This window comes from Bartonella sp. MR168JLCBS (assembly GCF_042194175.1).
The window spans coordinates 19,276-40,374 of record NZ_JBHIMP010000013.1 but is presented as its reverse complement, the minus strand read 5'-3'; the positions used below and the strand labels follow the sequence as shown (position 1 = coordinate 40,374).

Sequence of the window (21,099 nt, the reverse complement as noted above, 5' to 3'; positions counted from 1 at the left end):
AAAGTGAATTTTTCATTGGTAAATTCGTATTTTTTTGCAGGCTTTTGTTGATTAACAGGCGCGGTTTCATTTGCAATATTAGAGATAACGGGGGGATTTTTGAGATATTTGTCATAATTAAATCCTTAACGTAAAATTGTTTGTTATTGACGCTCTTAACAAGCATCGGGCGCTAACAAACACGGCGTTAAGTCCGTTGCTTACACTTTTCCCATAAGGGTATTGTATGATGTAAGCACACCCGACAGAGTCATTATATGCTAATTAACACATAAAAAACAGCCAGTATTTTAAAAACATAGGAAAGGTTGTATCGTAACCTATCCGCTTAACGTAAAGTGTTTGTTAATCACTTGATCATTTATATAACAAAATACGTATTTATTGTCAAATACATTTTATCTTGTTTGATATTTTTTATGTTTTTTAAATTCATTATGTGTAAATATTTATCATGTTCTTATCAATTGCTTCTTTTATATTTATATGCTTTTAAAGCTATATTATTGGCTTTATGAAACGATTGCGTTATTTTCTGAATCTATACATTTATAATATTTAAAAATGCTATCATAATGCGTATTTTTATCTTTATAACCTATCAATTTTTTTACTAAATGAATTTTAAATTTTTTGTGAATTTTATTTATAAGGGGCTTTAATTTAAACGACCTTAATAGCACCGCGCTCTTATAACAAATGCTTTCATTTGCATTTTTGCTTTCTCTATAGCTGTTATGTTCTTTATAGCCATGGCATCATTTTCCATTTTCATAAGAGAAATGATAAATAGAATATATGATAATTATGATTTACTGCTTTTTATGAAAACATCTAAAGAGAGAATGATAATTATAGAGATGAGCAAAATCCCTTTTAATAAAATTTTGTCATTTTTGTCAGTTCTTTTTAGAACCTATATCATTTTTTTTAAATGAGAGAAAATTAAAATCATTATATTTCAATAAGTTAAGTTTTATGATTTTTTCAAAATACAACTTATTAAAACAGCCATAACAAATAAATACAACTGTAAATATATATTTGTCAGTTTATGTCAGTACATTGAAGCGACAAAAGTGATCATTTAGTGAATGATTAAAACATGTCTTATGAGAGTATGTAATCTTTAAAGCCTTTCAAAAGATAGTTTGTAACTCATAAGAAATGTTATCAAGACTTTTATGGTACTTAGTTTTGAGGGTTTTAAGAACCTTAAAAACCTATAAGTAATATAAGAAAATGAATATACATAATTCTGTTTAAACAAAGCTTTTGAAAAGGATAAAGCTATCATTTTAGATTACGGTATAATCTTTTAAAGGCAATGTAAAAGAAGCGTATTCACTTTAAGATGGGAATTCTTAAAAGTCTTAAAGCAATCAAAATAAGAGTATTTAAAAGTGCAAATGATTTCTTTTTAGAATAACGCATATTAGGATTGTATCTAATCAACTTAACAAGAGAGGTATAGATTATAGTTATAAGATTCTATACCCCTTGTGAGTTTAGCAAGCCAAGTCTATTCAGTTTCTCTAATTTCTAGTTTTGGTAGGTTCTTAACGATTTTCATTGTTTCCAAACTTACGGTAATAACCCTTTGAAACAACTCTAATGGATAAGCAGGGTTGCCAATGGTTTCAACAGCATAGCGATTGGCATCATTAACAATGCCACTCTTTTTATCAGTCTTAACACATTGACGTCCCATAACCCATTCAAGAGCGGGTTTACCATTGACGATATACGCATAAGCTTCAAGAGGGATATCTGTTATTGTGATATTGCTATTGTAAAAAACAGTTGATTTATCCTTTTCCTTACTATTCCCCAAAAATCTCATTTCTGTAACGTAGTAAAATTTTTCGGGATTAAAGATATCAGTCTGTTTAGGATTGCCTTTTTTAAAGGTCACTGGATAAGGTTCCACATCTTCATAATTTACGTGCAAATGACCGAGTTCACGTCCTGCTGTTACAAATTTCCAAAAATCATCAGTGCTTTTAACACAAGGGATACGAGGCAATTCCTTAGAGAGATTATCAGCATAACGAGCACGGTAATCTTCCGAATGCAAAAGACCATAAACGTAATAGAACAAATCATCTTTAGTGATTATTTCATTCGGATAAGCAGCTTTAAAATGTGCTAATCCTTCATCAGTAATGGCATCACGCTTTTGTAAATCAGCATTGATGCTTTTTTCTATAGAATTCGTAAATAAATGAGTTTGTTTCTTGTTTCTATCTTTTGAAACCGGAGTGTCTTCGTAAATATAGCGTGGAAAACATTGACCATTATGCACAACATGAAGATCAAGTATAGACTTAGATATCAAAACAGAAAAACCTGATTGAGTTCCCATACCTGAAATTTGTATGACCTTATTTTCAACCGCTTGCTCTATAGGGAATATCCGCGGCATTTGGTAAACCATTTCATTAAAGGCACGACTATAATAGAGCCACTGTCGTGTAAATGGACGATACAAACTTTGCGTAAGGCATGTAGTCTCAAATTCAAAAATCTTTCCTTTAGCTAAATGTTGTTTAAGTGCACGACTCCAACTAATTCTACTTGCATCTAAATTTACAAAATTGTTTACAGAATTTTCGCGTGTTTTGCAGTCAGTATGTGGGAAAGCATCATTAAAACGTTTCACTTCGCTGTTATAAAAAGTAATCATATTACTCATGTTTTTAGCTAAAACTTCACTGCTTGAGTTATATACCCAAGCATCACGACTGCTCATAATACCACGAGAATAAGTTTCAAAGAGCTTTTTACTATGACCTTTTTTAATACCTAGAGCTAGGAATGTCTTGAAACTATCATCACGTTGACCAAGCCAATCATTATGCTTGTCTGGTGTAATTATTTTCCAACCGTTTTCACGTGTAATACCACCAACACTACCAAAGTACTGAAGCATCTCAAGTTTTTTTTCGGTGGAAAGATTATCTCCAATATCATGATAGTAAATTTTACAATCTCCAGAAACATTGGGATTTTTAATAAATAATGTTACGGCAATACCCGTCATACTACCATTGCCAAAAATATTCTCTCCTTCTTGAGCGTTATTTTTGTTCATCATATTTTTACGGATATCACCTCGTAAATTAAGCACATAAATACTCGTAAATTCTTGGGCTAAAGATTTTCGTAAACTATCCATTGCTGGCTTTTCTATATAGCTTGAACCAGAAACAAAACCGATTACCCCAGCATTATCAATACGGTCACTTGCCCAACGAATAGCGCGGATATAGCTATCATAAAGTGCTCGTATATTTGTTACTTTAGATTGAGCAGCATAAGTTTCACGAATGCGATCATCTAATATCGGGTAGGGAGTATTCTTTGCATTGTCGTTTTCGCTTTTTTGTCCTACCGAATAAGGAGGGTTACCAAAGATAACTTCAATATTTAGTTTCTTTTGATGCTCTAAATATTCACTGTTTTCTTTGAATAATTCCTGTAGAAGATTTTTCTCTTCAAGCATCTGAAACGTATCAGTCAAACCAATATGCTTAAAAGGAATATACTCACCTTTCATGATACTATGATAAGTCGATTCAATGTTAATCGCTGCTATGTAATAGGCAAGTAAAACAATCTCATTGGCATGGATATCATGACGGAACTTATATTCCATATCCTCTGGTTTGATGAGATTGGATTGTAAAAGCCGCGTGATAAAAGTACCCGTTCCAGTGAAAGGGTCAAGAATAGAAACACCCCGTGACCCCAAGCTTTTGCCAAATTCATTCCGCAACACATCATCAACAGAATGAATGATAAAATCCACAACTTCAACGGGGGTATAAACAATCCCAAGCCTATCCGTGGTTTTCTTAAATGCCTTGGCAAAAAAACTTTCATAAAGTTTGATAATAAGATTCTGTTTTGCATGAGTTTCTGTAATACCTGCTGTACAGAACGTGACACTTTTGTAAAATTTATCAAGATCTTTGGTTTTTTCTTCAATGTTCGTTTTATCCAGTTCTCTTAAGATCTTGTCCATTGCTTGTGAAATGGCATTGTTCTGTACAAATTCATTACCGTCAAATAAAGCTTCAAACACGGGACGCGTGACAAGATGTTGCGCTAACATCTCAATGGCTTCCTCTTGCTTGATTTCACTGTTGACGTTGTTCTTTAATTCCTTATGGAATGCATCAAAGGCGTGAAAGGCTTCACTCTTTTCATCGGAAATCATATCTTTAAGATGATTGATATGGTTTTGAGCAATCTCAGCAACATTGTTCGCCCAAATGCCCCAATAATCCGTGATTTTAAAACTATCCAGAAAAATGGCTTTGACAAAATCAAAAAATTCAGAACGGGGGAATAAGTCTCCTTGTCCTCCAGATACCGATTGAGATTTGCTTTCTGCTGTTCCAATGACACGTCCAGAACTTTCTGCTTTTGATGGTATCGAGATCTCATCAACCGTTGTGGTAAGCTCTTTTAATTCATCCTCACGCTTAATTTCTATAATCTCAATCGTATGGCTGCTATCTTGTCCTAAAGACATTTGATTAATTGTCCGAGCAAGCCTTTCATCATGAGAATGTAAAGCATGCAAAACTTGCCAAACAACACGGTATCTCTTATTGTTTTTTAAAGCTTTTTTGGCTTCTAAGTGTGAAGGAATGATAATGGGTAAAATGATATAGCCCGTTTTCTTATTTGGAGCACGGCGCATCACACGCCCTACCGCCTGTATCACATCGACTTGGCTATTACGCGGGTGTAAAAACATGATGGCATCAAGAGCAGGGACATCAATCCCTTCTGAAAGACACCGAACATTGCTTAAGATCCGACAAACATTGTTCCCAGCATCTTCTTTAAGCCAATCCAGTTCCTCATTGCGCTTTTTGACACTTTGCGTTCCGTCAATATGTCTTACTTCACAGTTCAGAAAGGGAACGGTTTGAAGGAAATCATCAATATGAGATTTGATAATTTTATTAAAGAGCTTTGTTATATATTGAGAGGTATTGATATCTTTGCAAAAAGCTAAAGCACATTGCATGGGCTCTGTATCATCATCATCGACAGCGGCTTGCTTATCTATTTTGGTAAGTGCTCTATAACAGCCAATAATTTTTGCCGCATCATCTAAATCAATTTCACGGTTTTCATTGGCAATAATCTCCTGTATGGCTGGTGTGATATAGGTTTCATTAATACCCAAGACCACAATCTTGTAAGGAGTTAAAAGTTCATTATCGACAGCTTCCGCGAATGTATAATGATGGAGTTGTTTGCCATAAAGCGTTTCATCGTCCATAGATGCGAGAACGGCATTAATCTCATCCGCCCGCCTTTTGGCAGTATCACTAAAGATACGCGGCGTTGCTGTCATATACAGCCGTTTTTTACCTCGAATGATGCTGTTATCGTGAACCTTGATAAATTCAGATTCATTGTCTTCACTTCCCAATGAAGCCCCAGTTGTTCTATGCGCTTCATCACAAATGATCAGATCAAATTCGGGTAAACCATGCTCTTTTTGTGCATCCGAAATCACTTGGATAGAATGATAAGTTGAAAAGACCACCGTCATTGCGTCTGCTAGGTTTTCACGAGCTTCTTTGGCAAGGGCTTGAGCATCCGTGGTAGCAGGGAGAACAAGATCTGATGTTTCTATGCCAACAATATCATCTTGGTTTTTACGACGCTTGCCTACTTTTGTATCCGAACACACCGCAAAGGAACGCAAGGGCACTTGTGCATCGGCTGTCCATTCACGGATTGTTTGCGAGACTAAAGCCAGAGAAGGCACCAGAAACAACACACGCTTGCTTGTTCCTGCTATGGTTTCTGCTATCTTTAAACTGGTGAAAGTCTTGCCCGTTCCACATGCCATAATCAGCTTGCCACGGTCTGCTTCTTTTAACCCTTCACAGACTTTCTTGATGGCTTCTTCTTGATGGGGACGAGGCTCTTTTGTTGATTTCAGAAGAACTTCTTTTTTGGTTGCATAGATTTGCCAATCTATCCGACTGTTTTCCATATGACGAAGGTCAATACGATAAACGGGTATCGCTTGTCCTTTAATCATGGCATTCACATTGTCACTTAAGTCCACTTCTGTGCTGTCAACGAGAAGGCGATATTTAAAGATGTCTTTCCCAGAGGCTGCGATAAAGCTATCAATATCCTTTTTACTAATCTGATGGTCAGCTTTATAAAACTTACATTGAATAGCCACATATCCCTCTTGATTACGAAGCTTTGCCACCAGATCAATGCCGATATCATTTTTATTCCAACCTTCATGCTCTGTTGCCCATTCATAATAGCTCTCAACCGTTTCATATCGTCCAAAATGGAGAGGGTCATGCATAAGATAAGCCATGACAAGGTTTTCAAACAATGTTCCCAATTCACGAGGTGATTTTGCTTGTTGACGATAATATTCTAAGAGAGAGCGTAAAGAGACATGTTCATGATCAGACTTATGAAGGTGAGACATAAAGAATAAACTCCATAACAATATATTCTATTGATTAATTCTCTTCAAAAGAATCGAAATGAAGTCAATTAAATCCATTTAGGACAAATAGCGAGTATCAGAAGAGGTAAAGTTATTCAAAAGCGGATAAATTTTTTTCAAAAGTTTTTTTAAGGCTGTTTATCCACAGCCCATGAGAGAGGTCAGATCAGCAAAATAGTGAAATTTGCTGTTTATTTGATGTGTTAATTGACCTGTTAATCAAGACAAATGCACCATGGGCTTTAAAATATCAGAATGAGTATTTTGATAAGTTTTATGAATTATTTTATAGAGAGGTTTTGAAGGTATAAAAATCGTCAAAACCCCCTCAAAACGTATATTATTAGTTGAATTTATAGGTTGTAATGTCGATATAGGTTGTTTTTTTAAGATCTGTAAAATCTTAACACATTGAAATATAACGTTTTTATTTTTTGCTATTTTTTTATATAAAAGCAGCAACCGTCAAAACTCAAAACCTCTTCAAAACTCATAACCATAATGATTTTGATAGCATTTCTTATGATTATACCCCTTTCTTTTGAAAGGCTTTAAAGGATCATATGCTTTTCATAAAGCACGTTTTTAATTACTCAGTAAAATGATCACTTTTGTCAGTTCAATTTACTGACACAAACTGACAAATATATATTTACAGTTGTATTTATTTGTTATGGTTGTTTTAATAAGTTGTATTTTGAAAAATAGACAAAAATTAACTTATTGAAATATAATGATTTTAATTTTTTCTCATTTAAAAAAATGATATAGGTTCTAAAAAGAACTGATAAGACTGACAAAACTCTTCTGATAAGGTCACTCAGATCATTTGCTTCTGGAAAAAAGTTCCTTGATGAGAATGCCATAAAAAGAGTTTTGCGTGGTTGTCTTAAAGACTTCAAAAGAGATTTCTTTATTGTTTTATGCTGTTGTTTTTAACCAAAGAATGCTAGATTATCATTATAAATCAATATGATTGTATCTTTAATAAGAAATAAAAGTTTGTATTTTGGCGTCGAATTGAACCTCTTTTAAAAGTAATTTCACCGCAAGTAGTATTTCACAAAATTACAATTAAAACAGAAAAATAATTGAAAATTTTTTCTTCTGAGAAGCTGATTTACGCAACAACTATTCTTTATTTCAGCCCAAAAAATCTTTTTAAAATTACTTGATAAAGCAGAACATTGCATATTTCTTATTGCGATTTAAGTGAAATAGCCATTGAAATCAGGAATAATACTTTTTGAATGAACTTACTAATTAAAATGGAAATTAGCTGAGCACAAGAGTTTTTCGATTTATACCGGTATAGGCCAATTTGTTTCCCAAACTGAATATTGCATAATACAGTTAAATTGACTTTACAATTATAAAGTTGTAAATCACAATGTCTTGAATATAAATAAGGTACATAATAACAATATGAGGAGGATGTTATGTCATATAAAAAGCCGCAGGTGATTGGTACTGTGAATAGTGCAAGTTTAACTTGTTATAAACCATTGGCGCGAGATAGAAAAAAATAAAAAAGCAGGATAAGGGCGCAGCAGCGCCCTTATCCATTGTATTATTAAGAAACAATTTAGGAGGGGAAATGTTTCGTATCAATCTCGACGAGAATAGTATAACTAGATTAAATGATTTTCAGACTATTGTGCTTAATGATTCAGCTATAATTTTAATTGATTCAGTTTTTTTACAGAATCAGAAAATTGAAACTGTTGCGGCAAAGCTTAATGTAGAGACAGAGGTCTTAGCATCAGATTTTTCAATCTTGTTAAGAGAACTAGAAAAGAATGGTTTTCTTTTAAAGAAGGAAAACTTGATTAGTGCGTCAGATTCGATTTTTGATCTTAAAAAATTATGGGCACCTGTGACACCTATTATACATATTATCCAGAATTGCAATAGCCCTTGTATCATGTGCGATTGTTGGAAGATTAAGGAAAAAAATTAGCATACTCCAGAAAGTTTAATACCCTTATTTAGAATGTTGAAAGAAAAAGGAGCTGCCTCAGTGATGCTTTCTGGGGGAGAACCTTTAATGCATCCGAGGCTTAAAGATATTTTATTAACGTTGAATGAACTAGGTCTGCCTGTTGAATTAAATACCAATGGCATCTTATTGCATAAAAATTTATGGATTTCACAGTATGACATAAAAGAAATTGTTATTTCTATGGATTCGACTAGTGTCCAAGGATATTATGATATACGGGGGGCGAATAAATTTGATCGCGTGTGGGAAAACATTGAAACAGTTAAGAATCTTCAACCTCTGCAAAGTATAGGAATAAGAGCGACAGTTACTAAAGAGATTCTAGAAAATATTATTAATTTTATCGATTTTTGTATAAGCAAAGATGTCGATTATATCGGATTCAACCCGCTCGATACGTCGTCATTTTGTTTTTCTAGAAACAATAATACAAAGGATCGATCTAAGGCTTTAAGCAACAAAATTCTTCCGCCAAACGCCTCACTTTTTCATTTGAGAGATGAATTATCAAGGAAAGAATCCCCCCTCCAGATTTATATAGATAAAAAGTTCCAAGAAAGGAAAATCTCATGGACGTCACAAAATTTTGTAAATTGTATTAATTATTACTTAGGCGAAAATTCTGCGTACGTTTCGTCGCCGTTAATGTGTTTATTTCCATTTTCATCCTTGGTATTGGACTATAATGGAGATTTAAAAAATTGCTTTTATTCAGAAGCTTTTGGGAATCTACAAAATTATGAGGCAATAGATTGGTCTGCTCAAAGCGTTTTAAAATCTTTGAAAGAATCTGGCGCATGTAGCGGATGTCGTGGGAAGGTATTTTGTGGATAAGGTTAAGCAATTTAAGATTTATAGCGTTAGCAAGTCTACTGCTCTAGTGGTTGCTGTTTTACCACTTTTTTTGTCGGAAAAATTGCATTTGTCGCAAGCGGATATTGTTTTAATCGGTAGTTATTTTTTATTGCTTCCTTTGATCTTAGAAGTCCCCTTGGGTTTATTATCAGATGTTTATGGAAGTAAGCGCGTTATTTATACTGGGCTGTTTTTCTTTCTTTGCGGTTTTTTAGCTCTTTTTATGAATTATGCATATTTTGCTTACGCCACTTATTTGTTGTGTATCACATTAGCGGCCGCTTGTTTCTCAGGTGCGGAAGATAGTTTACTCTTTTCTGTAGTACCAAAGCATCGCACACTGTTTTCCGTTAAGTCCGAAGTGGCTGCTGTTACCTATAGTGTGACAACGGTACTTATTTTTTTAGGGGGAATACTTTATTATGTGCATCCTGCATTGCCTGTAATTTTTCAAATCCTTTCATTAATTTTTGCTATTTTTATGTTTTCAAAACTGACGAAGGGATTAGATAGTTTTCATATCAACGCTCATCCGAGTATTTTCACAGTTATGTGCGCCAGCCGTAAAGAAGTCAAAAACCCTTATCGCTTCACTCTTGTTTTTTTAAGTGCAGTTTCAGCTTTTGCTATTTTGGTTAATAATCGAACTGTTTCTATCGCATTTTCTGATTTTTTGCCATTTCAACCTGCTATTTTGGTTTCGATTATTTTTATCATTGGGAATTTTTTTTCAGCAAGTTCCAATATATTGTTTCAGAAGTATTTTTCAAAGTTTCAAAATCCTATTTTTCCCGTCTTAATGATTGGTTGTATGGTAACCATTGCTTTTTTTCTCATGTCATTTCAAATCATTGCGGCTCTTATATTAGGATTTTTACTGCTATGTGTTTTTAAATCTGCTTATCGATCTTATCTGTCGTCTCTTCTTATAAATTCACTGATTGATCCCAAAGCTATCGCGACTGTTTTATCATTTACAGCCATTATTACAGCTGTTGTATCCTTTGCATTCAGTTTTTTATACGGTCATGTTTTTTCAACATTCTGGCAAGCTAATTTGTGGTTGGCAGTGATTATGGCTGTGATTTTTGGGGTGTCTGCTTTAATTATTTTTGTCAGAAAACAAGAAATCATTTGGTTACAGCCTGAAAATGCACAATCGTCAAAACAACATTTCTTGAAACGCAAGCATCAAGAGTTTTGCTATGGGCAAATTTATCCGGAAGCATCGTGCATTAATGAAAACATCAAGGATGGCTCTTTTCGACAAAGTCTCTATCCTGCACCAAATTTGATAACACTTTGCGATGAAATAGTCGAATGGGAGTTTATCCGGGGTACTGTATTGAGCCAAATGGATTTGCTACATCAAAAGGCGATTATTGATCAAATCAATAAGATCTTTCAAGATCGATTAAGCAAGAATATAATCTTATCACATGGAGATTTACATCCTGATAATATCATTGTTACTTCTGATAGTTCTTTTATGGTAGTGGATTGGGATTTATGTCAAGAAGCCAGTCCGGAATTGGATATCTTAACATTTTTCACCAGTCCAAGATTATCTCTCAATTTAGAAGAACGGATAGACTATATTTCTCATTTGCTGTCTATATCAAAGGATGAAGCTTTACCAATGATAAAAGCGTTTGTGGCTAAAAAAATTTCTGATCTTTCTCTATACCAAAATATTTTCATGAAACAATTAGTATTGGATTATATGAACTTGAATAAGAAATTTCATGGGCGATAATATTGTAATTTGTAATGAAAATTGCAGTGCGGGCTGCAATCATTGTCCGTATTCGATGGAATATATGGTGAGAGATGACGCGTTGCCTGAATCTTTATATACAATAAATGACATAAAATCTGATTTTATTATTCTTTCTGGTGGAGAGCCTTTTGAGCTCGATTATGATTTACTTCATAAATATACTTGTATGTGTCTCATTTGCAAAAAATATTTTCGGATTGCAACAGGGGGGCACATCTATATTCAACCATATTTGAAGCTATTAAAGAGTAATCCGTTCTTTTTAGGGATACAAATAGGCACAGATGTTATTTCAGAGATAAGAAATCTAGACAGTAAAAAATATAAACAAACGTGGGTGCGTAACATAGAATGTATGAAAAAAGATAGCGTACCATATAGTGTGACGATTACTTTATCGGAGAGATTCGATTTGGCAGAAGTGTTAGCTCTAATACGTATCGCTACTCCCGAGTTCATTTTAGTTAATTTTGAAAATAGAAAAAAGTATGAGAATAGATTTCAGTTAAATATGATACGGGATTTTTTTTCTGGCTGTGAGATAAAATATGGATATACGCATCAGAGTTTACACCAATAAATATAAACTATCGGATTCTTTTCACAGTTCTTCTGGTGTGTTAGTTGAAAAAACAGAACTGATAATTTTATTTACTGCTCAGGATAAAGTTATTTCGCCCTTTGCTATGGAGTTGCCATTGTCACCTAGTCACGGAGAAATGCCGGACGATTTTATAAAATCTGTAAATGAACGATCAATAAATAAAAGTAAACACTTTGCAAATTCTTTAAGCTATTTCTTTGGGTTGGAAGATTTTTTTAAAAAAGTTGAAATGGCTAAAATTATTAATTCTGGATTAATGAAATCTATTAAAACGATAGGAATAGGTGCAATTATTGATGATGAGATACGTAATTACGATTTGATAAAATTGAAATCATCGAATCAGTATTTGGATGATACAATTGCAATTGTTAATGAAAACAAAAATGTAAAATTTATTATTGATTTCAATGCAAGTATTAATTTTGAGCAGTGGAATTATTTTATTGATAGGATAGATAAGAATAATTTGTTTGGAATAGAACAGCCTGTGAAATTTCCTTCAAAAATTCCAGATTTGGGTTTCTTAAATATCGCTGATGAGACATTCGTGAAATGTGGTTATGAAAAAATTCACGAATATGGCTATAATGCTTTTGTCTATAAGCCATTTGCAAGTAATATTAAAGAATTATATAAGTGTTTTGAGAATAAAAATAACTACGTTGGTATGGTTGGAAGTAATGTTTCAGGCCCTTTAGATTGTAGTTTTTGTAACATCATAAATCATTATATGCCTACCAAATTAGCAGGAAATCGTGCAAGTAATTTTGAAGCGCATCCGTTAAATAATAAAACTGAGGATTTAATGAGAATTCGAGAAAAAAAGATATATCTCTCTGATGAATTGTTTATTTATCTTGATAAATTTTGCCGAAAGGTATCGGATTTGTATTTTGATATGAATACATTAAAAGAAATTGCTACAAATATATAGTGTTTCCCACTCTGAAGCAGCGATGTTTCGTGAATAGATATAGGACATACCGATGGAAGAACGATATGGTGCTTGTCTCATATATCGGAATCTCATATACTAAAAGTGTCAAAGATGGTGGCAAAATTGGTTTTGATTTTTTTAATATTAGCAGTAATTTAAGCAGCAACTTGCCTTTTTTATTCAAGATTTTTGATGAGAAAGAATTATAGGTATTTCAGCTTGATGTAACTCAAAATAAGCGAACGGTATTTTTAAGCTTGATGTTTATTATAAAGCTGAGCTCAACCCCAATCAGAACAGTATAGCAGGTGGCCTTATTATCTTACTTAAAGGGGGCTAGCTAAGAAGCATACGCTTGTTATTATATCGAATGTTCTCAATTTGCATTCGATTAAACTTACAAATCAAGATGGCTTTTATTCTAATATCATCAATACCGAGCTTTATAGATTAAACATTCAAGTTCAATAGTTTGCAGAACAAATGAGCCATGCATCCAAAATGCCAATTACGAGTAATATAAATCCAGATGATATTGTAGCTGATATTCACGTAATACCATCAATACTCCCAAATAACTTCTATTATCGTAAGTTTTTCTTTTCTCTTGAGATAATCACCAATGTCATAAAAATATATTTTACCATGCTGTTGCATGTTTGGATTTTTTACAAAAATAGAAATCTCCATAGAGTAGCTCGAAATCCTAAACAAAAATATTAAAATATAATGTTTTTTATTATTTAAAAAATAACATAAACATTGGAATAACTCTCCAAAAGCAACAAAACTCTTTGTAAGAAGAACGCTGATCATTTTCTTTGAAAAAAGAGCAATGAAGAGAATATCACTAAAAAGAGCTTTGAGCGATTGGCTTGAAAAACTCTCAAAAGAGATTTCTCTATTGTGTGGTCCTATGATTTTTCACCAAGGTGGGCTATTCATAGCGTTTTGTAGGCCGACCGCATTTTGGGTTTTGTCTTCATAAATTTCACGAAGATAGTCGCAACAGCATAAAAGCTCTAAAGTTTGTTGAATAATTCCTTTATCCTTTAAAAGCTTCCAATCACGCTTATAAACATCTCGTGCAGGTAAAAACCATCTGGTAAATGATCACAAGGCTCTACAATGAGTTTTGCATGACTTAACAAATAGGGTGATCAACACAATGTCATAGTGAGTGAAGGCAAGCCTATTTCAAAATGCCTCCTTCGGTCAATTCAAAAATCAACGCAAGGGTTGGTATGGTTTTATCCATTTCAAAAGATGTGCTTGTAAACTTGCAGAGAAATGCCCCCTTTGATTGTTCTTTGAAAACTTTCCCACCATACACGAAAGACTCCTTGATAACTTTCCCATGCCTTTTGATTGGGAGGTCTATCAACCCATAAACGCTCTTTTCGTTCATCGGGCCACACCAGCATTTGAAATCGTTGCAATAAGCCGTCATTATTTGTTCCATGGTGCATTGCTTGAATAATGGGAATAATCCGTGAAGGTTGAATGCCCCCAATAATGGAAATAGTTGCATTGGGAATAAAAATGGTTCCACGTCCTATACGGTCATAGGTGTATGATTTTTTGCCATTAAAAGCTGTTAAATAAAAGGCACGGTCTGTTTGATATTCCTTTCTTTCCAGATTGGTTAAAAAACCAGATAACTCATCACGAACCAACAATAAACCACGGGGGGGTTCTTTTAATAATTCTCCAAGCTTTTCGACCGTCACATCATTGACAATAAACCGAGAGACATCATCATCATGCTCATTGTCTTGAGAGAGCGTTTCAGACAAAAGAGCACGGGCTGTTTCAAGATCTCCTTTTTTGAGCGCTTTATGAGCTTGTCTTTCCTTTTCTCGTTTGTCTAAAGTTTCAAATCTCTCTTCAATTTCTTGTTTTTCTTTCTGTTTTAACCACTCTTTATACCATTGCTTTTGAAGGTAAGTAATGGGAGCTAAAGCGGCTTTCATGGCTGGTGTTTTATATGTTGAAGGCTGTCCAATAAGAGCGCCCCAGAGATTAGGAACAATCTTCCAATCATCATGTTGTTTTGGAGCAATACGCACACCATTGCCAATGAGAGCAGCCAAGCCACACAAAGCAGCGACAGCCACAAAATCAAGAGGAGCTTGTTGACGCTCTGAAACGTCATAAATATAGTCCATGAATGGCATTGGGAGCTGTAATGGATTAAAAGGTTCAACGGGTAAAAGAGCACTCTCAATCTGTTGTAATTCCCCCCAACCGTTTTGTTGCAAGGCTTGTTCATAAGGAATGGCTTTTAAACAAGCATTATCGTTATCATTGACGGGGGTATTATTCTCTAAAATATTTTGATTATCTTTTGTCATATTACTTACCTTGAATAATAGAGAAAATCATTGAAATCTAAAGCGTTAGGAGCTTGCATGATAAAGACCTCAAAGCCTTGGCTATAAGCACGCTTGGCTAGGGTAAAACCTGCTTTACGACCCGCATCATCGCCGTCCATTGCAATTGTCAGACGTCCTTTTGTATGGGGTAAATTCACACGCATCATGTCACTGGTTGAAAGAGACGCCCATAAATCAACGGGCTCTGATAACAACCCAGACAGCAGAGACAGCCCCGTTTCAATGCCTTCACAAATAACCAGATGTTTGGGATTGGCTTGACTTAAATGCACAGCACCGCCCATTACAGATCCCAACATGGCTTTTGCTGGTTTCTGATCTGTTTTGCAGCCATTGGCTTGTAAAAAGGTTCTATGAATAGCAAAGGAGCCAGCACCCTTAACAAGAGCAACCAACGCGGGCAGTGTACCCCCCAGAGGGGTGTGGACATTTGCTATGAAAGCGTAAATCAGTAGGCAAATCACATGTAATACCCCGCATACGTAAATAGGTTTCTGCTAAAGTATTTTTGATTGGTTGGCTTTGTTGCCAAATTGCTTTTGCTCTCTCTGTTTTCTGTTTTGATAAAGAGAGCGTCTGATCATAAGCTTTATCAAAAAAGGCTTGTTTTCCAAGCAAGCCAATTCTGATGAGCGCTTGTATGATCTCTCTAAAAGAGCAGCCAGCATAACAATAAAGTAAGAGACGCCCATCATGTCCATGAGAAAGGGATAAGCTAGGCAGCCTATCATCATGAGCAGGACAACGGGCTATCCCATAATATCCATGCCAAACCCCATGCAAGGCATTTGTGATGTCCCGAGCATTTATATAAGAAAACATGTTTTTTATCCTATGAATATTGCACCATAGGACGGATTATGCTAACTCTAGGGTGATGAGTTTGAGAAAGCCTTGTCCGTCCTTACGTGACAAGGTTTTTTTTTATGCCGCGTCACTTTGACGTTGCTGTTTTGCTTGTTCGATGACATTGATAAGATCTGATTGTAACCAACGCGATAAAAAGCCAAATTTTAAAGGTTTTGGCAAAGAGCCATTGGTAACATGACGGCGGAATGTTGAGACACTCATATGAAGCAATTTTGCACTTTCACGGTCTGTCAAAAGAATATCATTTTCTGTCATAATAATTTCCTTTCTATCAAAAAATGAGAACAAATCATAACTATTTATTAACCACATTTTGGTTCATTTAGAAAGATGTTTTATTCATAGAAAACAATATTTTATTATACAATTTCTAATGTGATACGTGATGAATCTTATTGAGAAAGAATGAGAGAAAAGAGAGTTAAAGTTATCCACAGATAATGGGGTTATGCACCCCATATCTTAAGATTGACCTGTGACATATGCCGCCCATTTATCCATATAGACACGGCGCTGTTCTAGATAGTCAGTGCGACGATAGGCACGCTCTACTTGTCCTCCTACCGTATGACTTAAAATGGTTTCAGCGACCTCATAGGGGGCATCGGTTGTTTCAGCGAGCCAATCACGTAAACTAGAGCGAAATCCATGGGGGCAGGCTTCAAGTTTATTGTCTCTCATGTATTGAGCCATACACTTCGTAGCAAGGGGACCGCGACCGGTTGCAGAAAAGAAGAAATCATTGCGAGAAAGTGAGCGCGCTTGTTTTAAAATGTCTAATGCTTCAGATGATAAGGGCACACGAAACTCTTTTGTAGTATCACGCTTTCCTTTCATATTCTCAGCAGGGATTGTCCAGATATCACCTTCAACTTGATCTTTATGAATATGACGTAAAGGGTTAGAGCGAACCCCTGTAAGGATAAGCAAACGCAAAGCCAGTTGTGTTAGGGTTGATGCTTCGCAAAGTGTTTGATAAAAAGCTGGTATATCTTTCCAATCCATTGCAGGTAAATTTTTGACTTTATGGCGTTGTTTTCCTAAAAGAGCGCGTGCTTTTTCGGTTGCTTGTAAATCAACATCCAAACCTAATGCAGCAGCATGTTTGAGACAAAGTTTGAGACGTATCAATGCTGTCCGAGCAGCTCCAGCTTTTGTATGCCAGATAGGGGCAAGTGTATTACGTATTTCTGTTTGTGTAATCTCTGACACAGGAAGACAACCTAATTTAGGGAGAATATGAAGTTGTAAAGGCGAAAACCAATGTCCATCTTTCCCATCCCCTTTTAATTCAGCTTTACGAGTTTCAAAAGTATCCAAGGCAATATCTTTTAAGTAATGGAGATTACTTATTGCCTCACGCTTTTGTTTCTCACGTTCTTTAATGGGGTCACGCCCTTCACGTAAAACAGAACGCCATTGCATTGCACATTCACGGGCTTGTTTTAAAGAAACATCTCTCAAGGCACCCAAGCCCATTTCGCGACGACGACCATGAATGGTATAACGGTAAATCCATTGAGCACCTCCATCTTTACGCTTATGAAGTAACAAGCCAGCACCATCGTTATATTTGCCAGCCCCTAATGTTGCGACAGCTCTTGCATTAAGACGGTTCATAAGAGCCATTTTTAGTCCTTTCTTATACAAATTTTATCCACACACTTATCCCACTTGTTATGTGCAAATGAGTGGTTTTGATTGATTCAAGATAAACAGCTTTGAAATGAAAGAATCTTACGATATTCGAGACTCTCATTCAACATACAAAACAGTGAATTATCATTATAAATCAATGCCTTGTAAAGTTGATTATGGATTGTTTTCATCTTTTTCTTATGTAGAGTGAAGTTTTGATGTCTCTCAAGAGCATCATGTGTGTGTGCTGTTTGTGAAATTTAGATAGACAAAAACGCCATTGTGTTGATTCTTTACGAGGCATTTTTATTCCTTGTTTTTATAATGCCTCTCTCCCTTGTGATAGGTGAGGAAATGATTGTGATTGTTTTATCATGAATAAATTAGAAATAAGAGAATTCTATAAGTTTTGGGAGTCTCATTTTAGTTGAAAAAAATGAATTATCTTTATAAGTCAATATATTATTTATTTTTTGTTGAAGTTTTTACAATGTTGTAGCAGAGAATTGTGTCTCTTCGTTTTTATGAGAATAATACGGTTTTCTATTCTATGAACTTATTCTGAAAAGTTTAAATTTTATAAGCTTTGAATATTTTTTTAGTTTTTCATAGAAAAACTGAATGGGGTTGTTATACAATTTACCTTTATAATAAAAGATGATGTTTGAAAGGTGCTTTTGTCATTCCAAAAAGAGATGAAATAACTCTTTGTGAGCAGTTAAATTATTGTCGGATTTGACAAAGCTTTCAATAAATCACTTAGGACAAGGGGGAAGGACATGTATAAATTTTTCAAATTGATATAATTTTCTGTTCATGTTCTAATCGCGGCGTTTGTTTTTATGTAATTGACTTTTAATAAAAAAGTCGACTCATAGAAGATTTCATTAAATAAATCCTATAAAATAATTTCTTATTATTGTGGGAATTGTTATTTTAATACTATGTCTGATAAAATGAATTTACCTTTTGATAAAGAACATATTGAACCAATAGAATTACGTTCTGCTTTACAGGAACGTTATTTGGCTTATGCACTTTCTACGATTACACACCGTGCATTGCCTGATGTACGTGATGGATTGAAGCCTGTCCACCGGCGGATTGTTCATGCGATGCGTCTTCTCAAACTAAATCCTGGACAGTCTTATGCGAAATGTGCGCGGATTGTCGGTGATGTCATGGGAAAATTTCATCCTCATGGGGATGCGTCTATTTATGATGCTTTGGTGCGCTTGGCTCAAAGTTTTGCTGTTCGTTATCCGTTGGTTGATGGGCAAGGCAATTTTGGTAATATTGATGGTGATAATGCTGCTGCCATGCGTTATACGGAAGCACGTATGACTGAAGTGGCTGCATTGTTACTTGAAGGAATTAATGAGAATGCTATCGATTTTCGTTTAACCTATAATGAAGAAGATGAAGAGCCTGTTGTTTTACCAGGAGCTTTCCCTAATCTTTTAGCAAATGGTTCTTCTGGTATTGCTGTTGGTATGGCAACATCTATTCCACCTCATAATGTTGCTGAGCTTTGTGATGCAGCGCTCTATTTGATTGCGCATCCCGATGTAAATGATGAGGAATTAAATCAATTCGTTCTTGGTCCTGATTTCCCGACAGGGGGAATTTTAGTTGAGCCTAAAAAAAGTATTGAGGAATCTTATCGTGTTGGGCGTGGATTCTTTCGTTTGCGTTCACGTTGGCATCAGGAATCGGGTAGCCGTGGTTCTTATGTGATTGTTGTGACTGAAATTCCTTATCAGATTCAAAAGTCACGTCTTATTGAAAAAACAGCAGAGTTATTGCTTGCACGGCGATTGCCAATGCTTGAGGATATCCAAGATGAATCAGCAGAAGATATCAGAATCGTGCTGGTTCCTAAAAATCGTACGGTTGATCCGGAGCTTCTTATGGAGTCTCTTTTTAAATTGACTGATTTTGAAGTAAGATTTCCCCTTAATCTGAATGTTTTGTCTTTGGGAAAAATACCCAATGTTCTCTCTTTGCGTGAGAGCTTACAGCAATGGCTCGAACATCGTCGAGAAGTCCTTATTCGTCGCTCTCATTATCGGCTTGATCAAATTGATTGTCGATTAGAAATTCTTCATGGATATCTTATTGCCTATTTAAATCTTGATGAGGTTATTCAGATTATTCGTGAAGAGGATGAACCTAAAAAGCAGCTGATTAGTCGTTTTGAATTAACAGAAAATCAAGCTGAAGCTATTCTTAATATGCGCTTGCGTTCTTTGCGTAAGCTTGAGGAATTTGAAATTCGTAAAGAATTTGAAAGTTTGAAAGCTGAAAAAGAAAAGCTACAGAATTTGTTGGCTTCTCCTATAAAACAATGGAAAATAATTTCAGAAGAAATCAAAAAAGTTCGAAATACTTTTGGTCCTGAAACACTCTTAGGGAAAAGACGTACGACATTTGAAGAGGCACCTAGACATGATCTTGATGATATTCAACAGGCAATGATCGAAAAAGAGCCGATTACTATTGTTATTTCTGAAAAGGGATGGATGCGTGCTTTGAAGGGACATTTGAGCGATTATAAAGCACTTTCTTTTAAAGAAGGAGACAGTTTAAAGTTAGCATTTCCAGCATTTACGACCGACAAGATTGTGCTGATAAGTACGGGGGGAAAGTTTTTTGCTATTGGTGCAAATAGTTTACCTGGAGGGCGGGGACATGGTGAACCTATTCGTCTTTTAGTTGATATGGATGATGAGCACGATGTTCTTACAGCTTTTGTGCATCACGCTGAGGAAAAATTGCTCTTGGTTTCATCTCACGGTAATGGTTTTATTGTTTCTTCTGCAGAAGTGATCGCCAATACACGAAAAGGAAAGCAAGTGATGAATGTGAAAGCTCCTGATAAGGTAAAGCTTTGTGTTCAAGTAAATGGTGATCATGTTGCGGTGGTTGGTGAGAACCGTAAAATGCTTATTTTTTCTATTGAACAAATACCAGAAATGAATCGCGGTAAAGGTGTTCGTTTACAGCGTTATAAAGAAGGTGGTGTTGTTGATGCCAAGACTTTTAATTTATCAGAAGGCTTAAGTTGGCAAGATACAGCTGAACGAATCTTTAACCGTCAGGCGGACGATCTCTTTGAATGGATGGGAACGCGTGCAGGCGTCGGGCGTTTGGTTCCAAAAGGATTTCCAAAATCAGGAAAATTTATTAATTAAATGTATTTTATAAATGGGGAAAATTCCCTATGGTTTCATGATTGTGTAAGATATTAATTTATAAGGATAATTTATTATTTTTATATTGAAAGAAAAACCTAAAGCGTGAGTTTTTTTCTATTTCGATCTTGTTCAGGTTAAATCAATCAAAACTGTTTTTTAACATTACAGCATTTATGGGGGCTGTCGTGAAATGATTTGATATTTTGAGAGCTGTATCTTTAAACAAACAGAGTTGTACCTTTAAACAAACAATGTGATTGTTTAACACAAGAGTGTTCTATTTGGAGATGTTTTATTTGTCTGATC

Annotated in this window: 8 protein-coding genes and 3 pseudogenes; 6 read left to right on the top strand and 5 right to left on the bottom strand. The window is 35.0% G+C overall.

Annotated elements, in window-relative coordinates; all coding sequences use genetic code 11:
- Positions 1–1,522 precede the first annotated feature (1,522 nt).
- Positions 1,523–6,490, bottom strand: coding sequence for a DEAD/DEAH box helicase (locus ACFIK8_RS07465; RefSeq protein ID WP_375669083.1), 4,968 nt, complete (start codon positions 6,488–6,490; stop codon positions 1,523–1,525).
- 1,618 nt (positions 6,491–8,108) lie between these two features.
- Here ACFIK8_RS07465 and ACFIK8_RS07460 point away from each other — a divergent pair.
- The 5 genes and pseudogenes from ACFIK8_RS07460 (at position 8,109) to ACFIK8_RS07440 (ending at position 12,689) form a co-directional block, all read left to right on the top strand.
- Entirely contained in the window at positions 8,109–8,471 is a 363-nt protein-coding gene (locus ACFIK8_RS07460; protein ID WP_375669082.1) for a hypothetical protein, read from the top strand.
- A 15-nt stretch (positions 8,472–8,486) separates the two neighbouring features.
- Positions 8,487–9,347: pseudogene (locus ACFIK8_RS07455) on the top strand (radical SAM protein); the annotation flags it as partial.
- Positions 9,340–11,124: an MFS transporter gene (locus ACFIK8_RS07450; protein WP_375612536.1), complete on the top strand. Its 1,785-nt coding sequence runs from the start codon at positions 9,340–9,342 to the stop codon at positions 11,122–11,124. The pseudogene ACFIK8_RS07455 and the gene ACFIK8_RS07450, both read left to right, overlap by 8 nt.
- Positions 11,114–11,728: a hypothetical protein gene (locus tag ACFIK8_RS07445; protein WP_375613858.1), complete on the top strand. Its 615-nt coding sequence runs from the start codon at positions 11,114–11,116 to the stop codon at positions 11,726–11,728. Before ACFIK8_RS07450 ends, ACFIK8_RS07445 begins: the two co-directional genes overlap by 11 nt.
- Positions 11,697–12,689 (top strand): hypothetical protein, encoded by a 993-nt coding sequence (locus tag ACFIK8_RS07440; RefSeq protein ID WP_375669081.1) that lies wholly within the window; start codon positions 11,697–11,699, stop codon positions 12,687–12,689. Before ACFIK8_RS07445 ends, ACFIK8_RS07440 begins: the two co-directional genes overlap by 32 nt.
- Before the next feature lie 940 nt (positions 12,690–13,629).
- Here the strand turns inward: ACFIK8_RS07440 and ACFIK8_RS07435 are convergent.
- The 4 genes and pseudogenes from ACFIK8_RS07435 to ACFIK8_RS07420 all read right to left on the bottom strand — a co-directional run bounded on the left by ACFIK8_RS07435 (position 13,630) and on the right by ACFIK8_RS07420 (position 17,587).
- Positions 13,630–15,046, bottom strand: a pseudogene (locus ACFIK8_RS07435) (DUF3987 domain-containing protein).
- Between the two features lie 5 nt (positions 15,047–15,051).
- Positions 15,052–15,910 (bottom strand): annotated as a pseudogene (locus tag ACFIK8_RS07430) (toprim domain-containing protein).
- A 102-nt stretch (positions 15,911–16,012) separates the two neighbouring features.
- Positions 16,013–16,213, bottom strand: coding sequence for an AlpA family transcriptional regulator (locus ACFIK8_RS07425; RefSeq protein WP_011180791.1), 201 nt, complete (start codon positions 16,211–16,213; stop codon positions 16,013–16,015).
- A 207-nt stretch (positions 16,214–16,420) separates the two neighbouring features.
- The gene (locus ACFIK8_RS07420) at positions 16,421–17,587 is read right to left on the bottom strand and encodes a tyrosine-type recombinase/integrase (RefSeq protein WP_375635904.1); all 1,167 of its coding nucleotides are present in this window, start codon (positions 17,585–17,587) and stop codon (positions 16,421–16,423) included.
- Positions 17,588–18,540: 953 nt separating this feature from the next.
- On the opposite strand from ACFIK8_RS07420, the gene parC reads away from it, so the two are divergent.
- Positions 18,541–20,790 (top strand): DNA topoisomerase IV subunit A, encoded by a 2,250-nt coding sequence (gene parC, locus ACFIK8_RS07415; RefSeq protein WP_375635905.1) that lies wholly within the window; start codon positions 18,541–18,543, stop codon positions 20,788–20,790.
- The last annotated feature ends 309 nt before the right edge of the window (positions 20,791–21,099 follow it).